10 protein-coding genes are annotated in these 14,476 nt (G+C 72.9%); 1 reads left to right on the forward strand and 9 read right to left on the reverse strand.

Annotation, left to right across the window (positions count from 1 at the left end; all coding sequences use genetic code 11):
• Window positions 1–48: 48 nt before the first annotated feature.
• From menC to C8E87_RS41840, 4 genes are read right to left on the reverse strand one after another with little or no spacing between them, the layout of a single operon-like run.
• Window positions 49–1,155: an o-succinylbenzoate synthase gene (menC, locus tag C8E87_RS41825; RefSeq protein WP_133878859.1), complete on the reverse strand. Its 1,107-nt coding sequence runs from the start codon at window positions 1,153–1,155 to the stop codon at window positions 49–51.
• Window positions 1,152–1,973, reverse strand: a complete 822-nt coding sequence (locus C8E87_RS41830) for a GNAT family N-acetyltransferase (protein ID WP_133878860.1) — start codon at window positions 1,971–1,973, stop codon at window positions 1,152–1,154. Before C8E87_RS41830 ends, menC begins: the two co-directional genes overlap by 4 nt.
• The gene (locus C8E87_RS41835; RefSeq protein WP_133878861.1) at window positions 1,970–3,064 is read right to left on the reverse strand and encodes a M20 family metallopeptidase; all 1,095 of its coding nucleotides are present in this window, start codon (window positions 3,062–3,064) and stop codon (window positions 1,970–1,972) included. The genes C8E87_RS41830 and C8E87_RS41835 overlap by 4 nt, the downstream gene beginning before the upstream one ends.
• A 1-nt stretch (window position 3,065) precedes the next feature.
• Window positions 3,066–6,335 (reverse strand): serine hydrolase, encoded by a 3,270-nt coding sequence (locus C8E87_RS41840; RefSeq protein ID WP_133878862.1) that lies wholly within the window; start codon window positions 6,333–6,335, stop codon window positions 3,066–3,068.
• Window positions 6,336–6,505: 170 nt separating this feature from the next.
• Here C8E87_RS41840 and C8E87_RS41845 point away from each other — a divergent pair, with 170 nt between their 5' ends.
• Window positions 6,506–7,432 carry a hypothetical protein gene (locus C8E87_RS41845; protein WP_133878863.1) on the forward strand — a complete coding sequence of 309 codons (927 nt, stop codon included), beginning with the start codon at window positions 6,506–6,508 and terminating at the stop codon, window positions 7,430–7,432.
• Between the two features lie 258 nt (window positions 7,433–7,690).
• On the opposite strand, the gene C8E87_RS41850 is transcribed toward C8E87_RS41845, so the two are convergent.
• From C8E87_RS41850 to C8E87_RS41870, 5 genes are read right to left on the reverse strand one after another with little or no spacing between them, the layout of a single operon-like run.
• Entirely contained in the window at window positions 7,691–9,409 is a 1,719-nt protein-coding gene (locus C8E87_RS41850) for a PucR family transcriptional regulator (RefSeq protein ID WP_133878864.1), read from the reverse strand.
• A 17-nt stretch (window positions 9,410–9,426) separates the two neighbouring features.
• Window positions 9,427–10,170, reverse strand: a complete 744-nt coding sequence (locus C8E87_RS41855; protein ID WP_133878865.1) for an ABC transporter ATP-binding protein — start codon at window positions 10,168–10,170, stop codon at window positions 9,427–9,429.
• A complete protein-coding gene (locus C8E87_RS41860; protein ID WP_133878866.1) occupies window positions 10,158–11,510 on the reverse strand; it encodes a serine hydrolase domain-containing protein in 1,353 nt (450 codons plus the stop codon). The genes C8E87_RS41855 and C8E87_RS41860 overlap by 13 nt, the downstream gene beginning before the upstream one ends.
• A complete protein-coding gene (locus C8E87_RS41865; protein WP_133878867.1) occupies window positions 11,507–13,474 on the reverse strand; it encodes a dipeptide/oligopeptide/nickel ABC transporter permease/ATP-binding protein in 1,968 nt (655 codons plus the stop codon). Before C8E87_RS41865 ends, C8E87_RS41860 begins: the two co-directional genes overlap by 4 nt.
• Window positions 13,474–14,475, reverse strand: coding sequence for an ABC transporter permease (locus tag C8E87_RS41870; RefSeq protein WP_239080190.1), 1,002 nt, complete (start codon window positions 14,473–14,475; stop codon window positions 13,474–13,476). Before C8E87_RS41870 ends, C8E87_RS41865 begins: the two co-directional genes overlap by 1 nt.
• Between the last annotated feature and the right edge of the window lies 1 nt (window position 14,476).

The raw sequence follows: 14,476 nt of genomic DNA on the forward strand, positions 1-14,476 counted from the left end.
GACCCCCGCGCCGGGTTGCACGCGGGGGCCGAATTCTCGAAGAGCCGGTTACAGGGGCAGCCACTCCATGCTCGTGGTGATCTCGGCCAGGACCTCGGGGATCGGCTCGACACCGAGGCCGGGGCCGGTGGGCACGGGCAGGTGGCCGTCGGAAAGCACGAACGGCGACGTGACGTCCGTACGGAAATAGCGGTCCGACCCGGACGTGTCGCCGGGCAGGGTGAAACCGGGCAGGGCGGCCAAAGCCACGTTGGCCGCCCTGCCCAGGCCTGTTTCGAGCATGCCGCCGCACCACACCGGGACGCCGTTGGCGACGCACACGTCGTGGATGCGGCGGGCCTCGAGGTAACCGCCGACGCGGCCCGGTTTGATGTTGACGATGCTGCACGCGCCCAGCCGGATGGCGTCGGCGGCGGCGCGGGCCGAGACGATCGACTCGTCCAGGCAGATCGGGGTCCTGACCCGGCGGGAGAGCTCGACGTGGCCGAGCACGTCCTCCTCGTCGAGCGGCTGCTCGATCAGCAGCAGCCCGAACGGGTCGAGCGCGGCCAGCAGCGGCGCCTGCCCGACCGTGTACGCCGTGTTCGCGTCGACCTGCAGCAGCACGTCGTCACCGAAGCGCTCCCGGACCGCGCGGACCGGCTCGGCGTCCCAGCCCGGCTCGATCTTCAGCTTGATCCGGACGTACCCCTGGGCCAGGTACCCGTCGACGGCGTCGAGCAGCTGCGGGATCGAGTCCATGATGCCGACCGACACCCCGCACGGCACCCGGTCGCGGGTGGCGCCCAGCTCCCGGGCGAACGAGCGGCCCTCGGCGCGCAGCTCGGCGTCGAGCACCGCGGTCTCCAGGGCGGCCTTGGCCATCCGGTGGCCCTTGAACCTGTGCAGGGCGGGGGCGACGGCGGTGGCCGCGGCGACCGGGTGAGCGGCGAGCGCGGGCACCAGGTAGCGGCGCAGCACGTCGGCCGCCGCCTCCACGTACTCGCTGGAGTAGAGCGGATCGCTCATCGCGACGCACTCGCCCCAGCCCTCGGCCTCGTCGGTGACCGCGCGCAGCAGCAGCACGTCCCGTTCGGTCTCGGTGCCGAACGACGTGCGGAACGGCGCCACCAGCGGCATCCTGATGCGCCGCAGCTCGATCCCGGCCAGTTTCATGCGTCCGCCCTCTCCACCACATACCAGCCGGCCCGGTCGAACCCGGTCACCCGCGCCCCGCCGTCGATCAAAGACCCGAGCACTTCCCGTACGGCGACACGCCAGCGACGAGCGCAAGCAGGATCGGCGCGCCGCAGCGACTCGACGTCCGGCGGCACCGCGACCAGCACGGTACGACCGTCGGCCGGGCGCAGCACGGGTTCACCTTCGGGCGTACGGTCCAAAGCGATCGCCGCCCCGGACAGGCCGGGTTTCGAAACCGGCCCGCCGAGCACTGACAGGTCCCAGCGCAGCAGCAGCCGGTCGGTGTCGTCGGCGCCGTTGATGCCGTCGGTCATCGGGCCGTAGAAGTGCGGCAGGTACTGCACCGGCGTGCCGCCCAGCTTGACCATGTTGAAGTACGCGTTCCGGCTGACCAGCGGGTCGAAGGTCCAGCTGATCGTCCGTACCCCCCGCTCCAGCGCCCACGCCCGCTGATGCAGCTTGATCGCGTAGCCGACGCTGCGGCCACGGGCGGCCCGGCTCACGCCGGCGATGTGGCTGTGCATCTCGCGACGCTCGGGCGCGCCGAAGAACGCGACGCAGGCGCCGACCAGTCCCGTGCCGTCGAAGGCCCCGGCCACATAGCTGCCCGCCTTGCTCATGGCCCGCAGCAGGTCGCGGGTGACCGGCGGATCGGCCGGGTCGGACTGCCAGATGCTGTCGAACAGCCGGCACACGTCGTGCAGCTCGGCCAGCTCGGTGAGCGCCCGGATCGTGACCCCGGCCGACCGGGCGGCCGCACCGGCTGCCGTGGCCGGGGTGAGCAGGTCACTCATGGGCGAGCCACCTCCCGGACCAGCGCCGAGACCAGCGCCGCACGCCGCGGCATCTCGGCGGCGACAACGTGTTCGCCGGCGGCGTGCGCGCCCCCGCCGACCGCGCCCAGCCCGTCCAGCGTCGGCGTGCCCGCACCGGCGGTGAAGTTGCCGTCCGAGGCGCCGCCGACCGCGGCCCTCGTCAGCGGCGGCAGGCCCAGCTGGGCGGCGACCTTTTCCGCCAGCGCGTAGAGCGCCTCGGAGGCCGTGGCTTCCAGCGGGGGACGGTTGGGGCCGCCCTCGACGGTGAGGCCGGCGCCCGGCAGCACCGGGGTCAGCCTGCTCAGGGCGGCGTCGACACGCAACTGCTCGGCGGTGGTGCGGCACCGGACGTCGACGGCGAACTCGCCCGCCGCCGGGACGGTGTTGGTGGTCGTCCCGGCGGTCATCCGGGTCGGCACAACCGTGGTGCCGAGCGCCGGGTCGCCCAGGGCCCGCACGGCGAGCACCTGATGAGCCAGCTCGACGGTGGAGTTGACACCCGCCTCCGGTTCGAGCCCGGCGTGCGACGCGCGGCCGGACACCCGTACGCGGTAAAGGGAAACGCCTTTGCGTTCGGTCTTGAGCGCTCCCCCGTCGGCCGAGGCCTCCAGCACCAGGGCGGCCGCGCCGCCGACGGCCTCCTTCTCGATCAGCTCGCGCGAGGTCGGCGAACCCAGCTCCTCGTCACCGGTGATCAGCACGGTCACGCCGGACCGGTCGGGCAGCGCCGCGAGGGCGTGGAAGGCCTGCACGACGCCCGCCTTCATGTCGAAGCAGCCGGGCCCGCGTACGGTTCCGCCCGTCACCTCGTACGGGGTGTGCGAGAGCGTGCCGATCGGCCACACCGTGTCATGGTGGCCCAGCAGCAGCACCCGGGCCGGGCCGTCGCCGAAACGCCACCGCAGATGGGTACGCCCGTCCAGCACGATCCGCTCCGGCTCCGCGCCCAGCCGACGCCGCCCGACCCGCGCCACCACCTCGGCGCTGCGGGCCACGGCGGCCCGGTCGTCCGAGGGCGACTCGCAGGTCACCAGCTCCCGCAGGTCGGCCAGCATCTCCGCCAGCTCCATCTCAGGCCACCTTCGGGGTCGCCCGCACACCCAGGTGCAGGTAGCGCTCGCCGGTGGGCAGCCGATAGAAGTAGACCGGGAACCAGGCGTCGGACTCCGGCATGCGTACGAGGAAAAGGTCTTCCCGCACGCCCACCAGCGGGAGCTGGTGCACCGGCTCGGGGCTGAGCTCGGCGAGCGGACCGGTCTGCGTCATGCGCAGCAACGGGCCCTCGAGGACTTCGAGGCGCATGCTGGCCCGCTCGTAGGTGCCCAGGTGCTCGGTGATGTCGACGTCGGCGGGCGGCGACGGCGGGGTCAGCGGCTGCGGCATCGCCACCCCGGCCACCTCGGCGAAGATCTCGGTGAACAACTCCTGGTAGAGGTCGCGGGCGCCCTCGCCGTTGGTCAGCAGCGTGACGGCCAGGCCCTGCTCGGGCAGCAGCCGCAGGAAAGCCGACTGCCCGATGGTGTTGCCGTCGTGGCCGATCAGCCGGTGCCCGTCCCAGTCGAAGCGGATCCAGCCCAGCCCCCACGAGTCGCCCAGCGTGAACTTCTCGGGCAGCTCCACCTGGTGCCCGGCCATGGCGGCGGCGCTTGCCGCGCTGAGCACGTCACCGCCACCGTCCAGGTGCATCCGCGCGAACGCCAGCAGGTCGGCCGCGGTCGAGTTGATGAGCCCGGCCGGGCCGAGCGCCCGCGGCAGCATCCACACCGGGGCGACCTGCGGGCCGGGCACGTGACCGGCGGCCGCCCGGTGCAGCAGCGCCTCCTCGGGCAGGGTGCCGGTGCGGCGCAGACCCAGCGGGCCGATGATCCGCTCCCGCACGGCCGCGTCCCAGGTTCCGCCGGTCAGCTTCTCGATGACGCGGCCGGCCAGCGAGAACCCGGAATTGCAGTACGACCAGGTCGCGCCGAGCGGGTGGTTCTGGGCCACGTCCCGCAGGCCGCCGACGTACTTCTCCAGGCAGTCGTCGCCGCGGCCGGTGTCGGTGAAGACATCCCCGTCGATGCCGCTGGTGTGCGTGAGCAGGTGCCGCATGGTCACCTTGGCCGCCACGCCCGCTTCGGCCAGCGTCAGCTCGGGCAGCACCTCGGCGATCGGCGCGTCCAGTTCCAGTTTGCCCTCGTCGACCAGCTGCATGACCAGCGTGGCGGTCCACACCTTGCTGATCGAGCCGATCTGGAACACCGACTCGGCGGTGGTCTCGACCCCGGTGTCGGCGTTGAGGACACCGTACGCGGCCTCGACCAGCTCGTCGCCGCTCGTTCCGCCGCTTTCTCCGCTGCGCGCTATGCCCAGCACCGCGCCCGGCAGCCCGTGCCGCTCGGCCAGCACGTCGAGCCGCCGCTGCCAGTGCGCGGCGTCCAGCGGCTTGCGACCCGTGCCGGTGTGCCGGCGCACCCACTCCGCGGTCCGCCGGTTGAAGTCGATCCGCTGCGACGGCGGGCCCTCGACGATCAGCAGGTGCGAGCCCTCCGGATAGAGCACCAACTCCGTCGGGACACCCCGTTCCCGCAGCGCGGTGTGCCACTGCTGGGCCTGGCCGACCGGGCAGCGCAGATCGGCCGCGCCCTGAATGACCAGCGTCGGCGTGGTCACGTCGGCGACCCGGGCCAGCGGGGACATCGCGGCGTACCGCTCCGGCGAGTCCCACGGGTAGCCGCCCAGCTCGATCTCGGCCAGCAGATGCCCGTCGTCCGAGGATCCCGCCATGCTGGTCAGATCGCTGACCACACCCCCGGCCACGGCGGCGGCGAACCGGTCGTCGGTCGCGGTCAGATAGCAGGTCATGTAACCGCCGTAGCTGTAGCCGGCCACCGCCAGCTTCCGCGGATCGGCCAGCCCCTCGGCGACCAGCTGGTCCAGCGGTTCCAGGAAGTCGCGGGCGTCGGCCACACCCCAGGCGCCCAGCGCGGCGGTGAAGAAGCGCTCGCCGTAACCGTCGCTGGCCCGCGGGTTCAGCAGCAACACGTTCCAGCCCGCGGCCACCAGCTCCTGGTGGTACAGGTGAACGTCGTCGGCGGCGCCGTTCCACGCGTTGTGCGGGCCGCCATGGATGTCCAGCAGCAGCGGCCGCGCCCCGGTCACGTCCGGGTCGCGGATCAGCCAGCCCTGCACGACGGTTCCGTCCGAGATCGTGAACTCGCGCTCGGCCCGCTCGAACAGCTCGATGTCGCTCTCGTTGTGGCCGGTGCGCACGGTTTCGGCGCCGCTGCTCAGATCGATCGAGACGATTTCGGAGTACGAGGTCGGGGTGGCCAACGTGATGGCAGCGGTGCCGCCCGCGACCGAGAGCCCGGAAACCACCCGGCCCGCCCCGGCAACAACCGGCCGAGGTTCCTTCCCGGAAAGGGACACGGTGTAAAGGTGCGAACAACCCCGATCCCGTACGCAGAAAAGGACGTTCTCGCCGTCCGCAGTGAACCGTGGCACCGCGCCCGGATAGGCCGGTCCGCCGGGCATCACGTTGCGGTCCAGACTCGCCGCGAGGTCACGCACCGGCCCGCCGTCGAGCGGCACGTGAAGCAGGCGGGCATGACCGACCGGCGAGTCCTCGTAGCCGACGACCACCAGCGCGTCACCCCGCGGGCTCCACACGGCCGGCCCCGCGACCCCGTCGGCGAGCCCCACCACACGCGGACGGGCCTTCGGGCCGGTGACGTCGATGACGTTCAGCGGGGCCCGGAACACCAGGTCGGTGTCGGTTGCCGAGAACGCGAGCCTCTGCCCGTCCGGGCTCCACGCCGGGTCGCCCGCATGCCAGTCTCCCTCGGTGACCTGCCGCGTGGCGCGGCTCTCGACGTCCAGCACGAACAGGTGCTTGCGCAGATCCCGCAGCCAGCCGGCGCCGTCGGCCTGATAGTCGAGGCGCTCGGTGACAATCGGATCGCTCGCCCCGGCGCCGGTCGTCGACACCACGGCGGCGAACGCGATCTTCGTGCCGTCCGGGCTCCACACCGGGGCGCCCGCCCCCTGGGGCAGCTCGGTGATCGCCTCGGCCTCGCCCCCGCCGGCGGGCAGAAGCCACACCTGGGCCGGGCCGTCACCACCCCGGAGGAACGCCAGCTGCTCACCGTCCGGCGACCAGGCCGGCGCCGTGTCGGCCGGCCCTCGGGTGAGCCTGCGGGTGCCGTTGTCGCCGGCCAGCCAGATCTCCCGCGTGACCCGGTCCTGCTCCTGGTCGGCCGCCCGCAACACGTACGCGATGCCCCGGCCGTCCGGACTCAGGGCGGGCTGCTCCGGCACAGCCACCGACACCAGGTCCTCGATCTGCGCACGACGTGCCACGTGTTCCCCCTAGCCTCGCGGGTCCTGACGCGAAGCCTGCCCGCCTCGGGCAGCCGTGTCATTGTGCGAGCCAACGAGTCGGGGGCGTACTACTCGTCCGCTCGCACGTGTCGCTCGTTGTGGAGCATGACCCGACCGGGCTCCCCACTCCCGAAAGAGACACGATCACCATGAGGGCTACTCGTGCGCTGGCGGCCGCCACGCTCACTGTGACCGCCGTGGCCGGTGGCTGCGCCCGGCCGGGAACGACTGCCGAGCCGTCCGTCGTCGCCGCCGTGCCGTGGCAGCAGACATACGCCGAGATCATCGAGCAGATGTCCGGCACCCCGCAGCAACGGCAAGCCGGGACGGACCGGCAGTGGTACGCGTGGCAGGCCGCGCTCGGCGAGTGCATGGCAGGTATGGGGGCGCCGTTTGAGCTGCCCGCCCACACCACCCCGCCGGCGACGCCGAACTCCCTGATCACCCCCGGTGAGCTGCTGGCGTTCGCGCCCCGGCGCACCGACTTCGGGCTGGCCGCGTCGATGGTCGCCCTGGCCGAGGCGGGTGAGCAGGACAACCCGGCGCTGCTGAAGACCGCCGGCGCGGACCGGGAGGCGTGGGTGGCCGCGCAGAACGCGTGCGCGCCGGCGACAGCCCGTACGGAGGACCTTGCGGTGCCGGGCAGTCAGGCGCGGGTGGCCGAGGCACTTGATCTGCTGCTGCTGGACGTCCAGAACAGGGCGGCGCCGAGTTTGGGCGCCGACTACATGACGTGCATGTCGCGGGAGGGCGTGCCCGTGTCGGAGGGTGTGGCGTCGGAAGCGCGGATCGCCGCGCTGAACAAGTACCCGCCGCTGTCGGCGGCCGGCGCGAACAACCCGTCGTCGGTGCCGGGCTGGACCGAGGCGCTCGCGTTCGAGAAGAAAGCCGCGGCGGCGGACTGGAAGTGCCGGGGTCCGCAGGTGCCGCGGGTTCAGGTGGCTGTCGGGGACAAGCTGGCCGTGTTCGCGGAGGAGCACCGCGACGAGCTGGCGCGGGTGGCCGCGGACTGGGCGCGAATGCCGGCCGAGCGGGACGCGGCAAAGGCCGCAGCGATGAAGGTGGTCACCAAGTAGCCCGGTCAGGCGACACGAAGCGTGGCCGGGCCGATTCGCCGGAATCGTCGGGGCATTTACGGTTGCCGCAATCGAGGTCGGCAGCTCCGGCCCTGCTCTTCACCCGCCGACGGGACCGTCAGCGCCAAGTCACGCTCGGAATGCGGCCTGGAAGTGACGGCGGGCAAACTGCCTAGAGCGTCCTAGGATACTAGGCTGTAGATCTGACAGCGCGCGAGGAGGGCCGCCGCGGCAGAAGCGATGCCGGAGGGGACGCGGTCAGATCAGGAAGACCCGTAGCTGCAGCATGGCACCGAAACGGGCGTCCGGGTCGGTCAGGTCGAGGCCGCCCACCTCGGCCAAGCGGCGTAGGCGGTAGCGGAAAGTGTTCGGGTGGACGTGCAGGGCCGCGGCGGCCGCCACGGCGTCACCGAAGGCGTCGAGCCAGGCGGCCAGGGTTTCGACGAGGTTGGCGTTGTGTTCGGCGTCGTAGGCGATCAAGCGTGCGAGGGGGCCAGTCGGGGTGTCCCCCCGGGCGGCGAGGACGTCGCGTAGTTCCAGAACCATGGCTCGGGTGTAGACGTCGCTGAGTTGAGCAACCCGCAGCCCACAACCGGAACGCAGGACCCGCAACGCGCGGTCGGCGCTCGCCCGCGCCTCCGCCAGCGAGGTGACAGACCCGGTACGCGGAGCCGAAAACGCGCCGGATGACGCCGTGGAACCGGCACGCGGAGACGAAGTCCCCGCGGGGGAAGTGGCGGGGCGCGAGGTCAAGGGCGTGGCGGCCGACGCGACGGGCGGGCTCACGCCGATCAGGGCGGGCACCCGGTCACCCACCCGGTCGAGGAACTCCGTGGCCACGCGGGCCGCGCGTTCCGAGGTGGTCACCGGGAGCAAGCCGTAGGTCACGTCGCCGAGGAGGGCCACGGCGCTGCCCGCGTGGACGGCGCTCAGGTGCATGGCCAGCGCGTCGGCCAGGCGCTGGCGGGCGGCGGCCGGCCCGGAACGGTCTTCGGCCCCGTCGGGCGCGGCGGGGGCCAGGGCCAGCACGATGAGGGGCTGATCGGCCAGGCCGAGGCGGGCCAGCGCCTCGCGGGCCCCGGTGCCGCCCTCCAGAGCGGTGCCGACCAGCTCCGTTCGGAGGCGGCGTTCGACGTCGGCGCCGGCGCGCAGGCGCAGCATGTGGAGGGCGACCAGCTTGGCGGCGTCGCTGAAGGCGCGGGACCGGTCGGGGGTGAGCGGCTCGTGCACGGCGGCCCAGATGGAACCGAGGAACTCGTCGCCCGCGCGTACGGCCACCGCGACCCGTGGGACCGAGAACTCGCCGGGGGCGGTGGGCGGCGGGGCCACGAACACCGGGTCGGCGCTGCGGTGCAGGTCGCGCAGCACCCCGGCGCGGGACAGGATGCGGGCGAAACGTTCGGGCACCTGGCGGCCCAGGATGGTTTCGACCCGGGACTCGTCGGCTTCCTCCTGGCGGCCCGAGAAGGCGAGCACGCGCGAATCGGGATCCTCGATGGTGACCGGGGCGTCGACCAGCGCGGCGACCGCGTTGGCCAGGGCGAACAGGTCGCCGGAGGGCAGACCGCCGAGCATCTCGGGGCCGACGTCGCCGACGTCGCCCTGGCTGAGCATCGAGCGCAGCAGCGCGGCCAGCTGGGCCCAGGAGGCGCCACGGGTCAGGGCCAGCAGCGCCACTCCTGACTCCTCGGCGGCCAGGCGCAGCTCGTCGCCGAGCGGCACGGGACCCCGTACGATCAAACCGGCCGCGCCCTGGGGGCCGAGCGCCCGCAGCAGGGCAGCGATCTCCGCCGGTTCGCGCAGCCCCACCCCGAGCACCAGCGCGGGGGTGGGCAGATGCGGTTCGTCGTACGGGTCGTGGATGGCGATGCCGGCGATCGGCTCGGTCGAGAGCGGGTCGCCGTGCACCAGTTCCAGCAGCGTGGCCCCGAGGTCGTCGAGGACCCGCCCGAGGCTGGCGCGCGGCAGCTGGCTCATGCCCGACGAGCCTAGTGTCATCGGCCGAGGGGCGCGCCCGGACGCGGCACGGCTTCCAGCAGTTCGCGGGTGTAGTCGTGGCGCGGGTTCAGCAGCACCTGCTCGACCGGGCCGTACTCGACGATCCGCCCGTGCCGCATCACCGCCACGATGTCGCTGACGTAGCGCACCACGGCCAGGTTGTGCGAGATGAACAGCATGGTCAGCCGCATCCGGCGCTGCAGCTCGCGGACCACGTTGAGCACCGCGCCCTGGATCGAGACGTCGAGGGCCGAGGTGATCTCGTCGGCCACGATCACCTCGGGCTGCCCGGCCAGCGCGCGGGCCAGCGCCACCCGCTGCCGCTGCCCGCCGGAGAGCTCGTCGGGGCGGGCGCCGGCCCGGTCGGCGGGCAAACCGACGAGTTCGAGCAGCCGAGGCACCTCGGAGCGCCGATCGGCACCGCGGGGCATCGCCTCGGCGATCGAGGCGCCGATGCTCATCCGCGGGTCGAGCGCGGAGTACGGATCCTGGAAGATCATCTGCAGCGGACGGGTCTTGAGCTCGCCGATCGGCCGCCCGTCCAGCCGGATCTGCCCCGCGGTCAGCGGCGCGAGCCCGACCGCGGCGCGGGCCAGGGTCGACTTGCCCGAGCCGGACTCGCCGACCAGCCCGACGACCTGCCCGGCCGGCACGACCAGGTTGACGTTGTCGACGGCGACCGTGCCCCGGCGGCGGGAGCCGAAGCGCACGGTCACGTCGTCGAAGGTCAGCTCGCGCACAGCGGTGTCGCCCGGGCGCCGAAGTGCACGTACTTCTCGCCGGTGGGCAGCTGGTAGAAGGTGGCCGGCACCCAGTTGCCGGTCTCCGGGTCCTGGCAGACGAACAGGTCGGGCGCGACCGCCACCATCGGGTAGGTGACCGGCTCGTCCTGCAGCACCTCGGCCATCGGCCCGGTGATGCACAGCCGCATGACCGGCCCGTTCTCGCCGATGCTGACCTCCTGGCGGATGCTGGCCCGCTCGTAGACACCCACGTACGGGGTGGGGTCGACGTCGACCGGGGTGGACGGCGGCCCGAGCGGGTGCGGGACGGGCACCCCGGTCAGCTCGGCGAAGATCTCTCGGTACAGCTCCTCGTACAGCTTGGCGCCGTTGCCCCCGTTGGTCAGCAACGCGACGGCGAAGCCCTGCTCGGGCAGGAGCCGCAGGAACGAGGCCTGGCCGATGGTGTTGCCGTCGTGCCCGATCACGCGGTGGCCGTCCCAGCCCGCGCGTTCCCAGCCCAGGCCCCACGAGTCGCCGAGGGTGTGCTTGTCGGGCAGTTCGACCTGGTGCTCGGCCATGGCGGCGGCGCTCGCCGCGCTCAGCACGTCCCCGCCCCCGTCCAGGTGCATCTTGGCGAACGTCAGCAGGTCGGCCACTGTCGACACGATCGAGCCGGCCGGTCCCGCCGAGCGCGGGATCCCCCACACCGGCGCCACGGCCTGCTTGCCGTCGTGGGTGACGTGCCCCACGGCGGCCCGGTGCAGCAGCGCCTCCTCGGGCAGGGTCACTGTGCGGGTCAGCCCGAGCGGAGTCACCAGCTTTTCCCGTACGGCGGTGTCCCAGCTGCCGCCGGTCAGCTTCTCGATCACCCGCCCGGCCAGCGAGAACCCGCTGTTGCAGTAGGACCAGGTGGCTTCGAGCGGGTGGTTCTGCGCCGCGTCGGCCAGCCCCGTCACGTACTTGGAGAGGCAGTCGTCGCCGCGGCCGGTGTCGGTGAAGATGTCGCCGTCGATGCCGCTGGTGTGGGTGAGCAGGTGCCGCATGGTGACCTTCGCCGTGACCTGCGGGTCGCTGAGCTTGAGCTCGGGCAGCACCTCGATCAGCGGCGCGTCCAGTTGCAGCTTGCCCTCGTCGGCCAGCTGCATGACCAGCGTGGCGGTCCACACCTTGCTGATCGAGCCGATCTGGAACAGCGAGTCGGTGGTGACCTCGACGCCCGTCCGCAGGTTCAGGACCCCGTACGCGGCCTCGCCGATCTCACCGTCGCGCAGGATCCCCAGCGTGGCGCCGGGTACGTCGTGTCGTTCCGCCAGTTCGGCCAGTCGCCGGGTCCAGTGCTCGGTGTCGACGGTCATGGTCTTTCTCCTCCCAGGGGTGCGGCGATCTGGTCGTCGGGGACCACGGCCGGGGCGAGGTCGGCGTGCCAGCAGGCAACCCTTCGACCTTCCCCGTACGCGGTCAGGGGTGGATCCTCGGTGCGGCAGCGCTCGCTCGCGAGGGGGCAGCGGGGGGCGTACGGGCATCCGGCGGGCAGGTTGTGCGGGTCGGGTGGCCGTCCCGGGATCACGGCCAGCGGCGCGTCCCGGTCGGTCGTCATGTCGGGCACCGCCGCCACCAGGGCCCGGGTGTACGGGTGGCGGGCGTCGTGCAGCAGCCCGGCCGTCGGCAGGTCCTCGACGATCCGGCCGGCGTACATGACCAGCACCCGGTCGCAGACCTGCCCCACCACGGTGACGTCGTGGCTGATGAACAGCAGCCCGACCCGCTCCGCGGCGCGGACGCCGGCCAGCAGCTGCAACACCTGGCGTTGCACGGTGACGTCGAGGGCGGTGGTCGGCTCGTCGGCGATGATCAGGGCCGGGTTCGCCATCACGCCCATGCCGATCATGGCGCGTTGCCGCATGCCGCCGGAGAACTCGTGCGGCAGCTGCTTGGCGCGGCGGGCGGCGTCGGGGATGCGTACGGCGGAAAGCCGGTCCACGGCCCGCCGCCAGGCCGAGCGCCGATCGGCGCCCTGGTGCTCGCGGACCACCTCGGCCAGTTGCCGGCCCACCCGGTGCACGGGGTTGAGCGAGGTCATCGGGTCCTGGAAGACCATGGCGAGCGACGTGCCGAGCAGGCGGCGGTGTTCCTTGCGGCCGGGGCCGGTGAGGTCGGCGCCCAGGAATTCGAGGCGGTCGGCGTCGACGCGTCCGGGCGGCGCGACCAGCTGCGCGATGGCGAGCGCGGTGAGGCTTTTGCCGGAGCCGCTCTCGCCGACGATGCCGATCGCCTCGCCGCGCCGCACGGTCAGGCTGACACCCCGTACGGGGGTGACCTCCCCGAAGCCGACCCGGAGGTTCTCCACCGCCAGAAGCGGCTGCTCGGGACCGCCGGGTCCGGGTTCGGCGCGGGGAAGCTCGTGATCCGGCGCCCGGCCGGCGCTCCTGCCGGGGTGGGGCGAACGCAGGCCGATGGCACGCGCGACGGCCTCGCCGGTGAGGTTGAACGCCATCGCGGCCAGCACGACGGCGACCCCGGCGGCCAGCGCTCCGGCCGGGTGCACGTAGATCTGGGCCAGGCCCTCGCCGAGCAGCCGGCCCCAGTCGTAACCGGGCGCCTGCACGCCCAGCCCGAGGAAGGACAGGCCGGCGAACGACAGCAGCGCCGCGCCGAGCGCCATCGTCGCCGAGACCACCAGAGGCTCGGCGATGTTGGGCAGCACGTGGCGCAGGAGGATCCGGACGCGGCCGATCCCGGCCACCCGGGCGGCGGCGATGAAGTCACGGCCGGAGATGGTCGCGGCCATCGTCTGGGTGAGACGCGCGAAGCCGGGCGCGGTCGCGAAGCCGATCGCCAGCACGGCGCCCCGGGCCCCGACCCCGAAGATCACCGCGAAGAAGAGCGCGAGCAGCAGCGACGGGAAGGCGACGGCGATGTTGATGAGCGCGCCGATCCAGCGGCCCACGCGGCGGCCCAGCAACGTGGGTGCGGTGCCGAGCAGCAGCCCGGCGGTCACCCCGATCGCGGTGGCCAGCAGGGCCAGTCCCACCGACATCCGGGTGGCGACCAGCACCCGGGCCAGGATGTCGCGGCCCAGCAGGTCGGTGCCGACCGGGTGCGCCGCCGACGGGCCCTGCAGGATCTCGGCGGACTGCACCGTGTCGGCCCGGTCCTGCCAGATCAGCGGGGCCACCACCGCCAGCACCAGCACCGCGAGCAGCAGGACGGCGGCGGTGATCCCGAGCGGGCTGCGCAGGGCGGCGGTCCAGCGCCGGGCCGCCCTCGGCGCGCTCGGCGTCAGATCCTCCAGAGGGGCGCTGTTGAGAGGGGCGGCCATCAGCTCTCCCGGATCGCCGAGCGGGGGTCGAGCACGGCCAGCGCCACGTCCACCACCAGGTTGATCAGCAGCACGCCGACGCCGTAGACCAGCACCACGCCCTGCACTGCCGGATAGTCCTTGGCCAGGATCGACTGGACGATGGTGCCGCCCAGGCCCGGCCAGGCGAAGATGTTCTCGATCAGCACGGTGCCGGCGACCAGCGCGCCCAGCAGCAGGCCGCCGATGGTCAGGGTGGCGGTCAGCGCGTTGGGCAGCGCGTGCCGCAGATAGATCGCCCCGGCGCGCAGCCGCTTGGCCCGCGCCGTGCGGATGTAGTCGGTCTGCAGGACGGCCAGCAGCTCCACCCGCACGATCCGGGCCAGCATGAAGGCCGGGCCGATGGCCAGCGACAACACCGGAAGCACGTACGAGTCGGGGCCGGAGCGCCCGGCCACCGGGAACCAGCCGAGCTGCACGCTGAACACGAACACCAGCCCGACCGCCATGAGGAACTCGGGGATGGTCGCCACCACGACGCCGGCCGAGGTCAGCGCCCAGTCCCCGCCCCGGCCCCGCCCGTTGCCGGCCAGCACCGCCATCAGCAGGCCCAGCGGCACCGAGACGACCACGGCGACCGCGAACGCCAGCAGCGCCATCTCGACCGTGGAACCGAGCCGGGCCGAGATCACCTCCTGTACCGGTAACCCGGACGTCATCGAGACGCCCAGGTCACCGGTCAGCAGGTTGCGCAGGTAATGCGCGTACTGCAGCCAGAGCGGGTCGTTGAACCCCAGCGCCTCGCGCCGCTGCTCGATCAGCGCGACCGGGGCGGTGGGGCCCAGTGCCGCCCGTACGGGGTCGCCGGGCAGCACGTGGATCATCAGGAACGCGGCGGTCACCAGCACCCAGACCGACACCACCAGCCGCCCGGCCCGGCGCAGGCCGAACCGCACCCAGGGGTTGTCGGCCAGGCTCATCCTCGGGGCCTTGAGCTTCGGGGTTTCCGCCGTGATCGTCATG

This window comes from Paractinoplanes brasiliensis (assembly GCF_004362215.1).
Taxonomy (GTDB): domain Bacteria; phylum Actinomycetota; class Actinomycetes; order Mycobacteriales; family Micromonosporaceae; genus Actinoplanes; species Actinoplanes brasiliensis.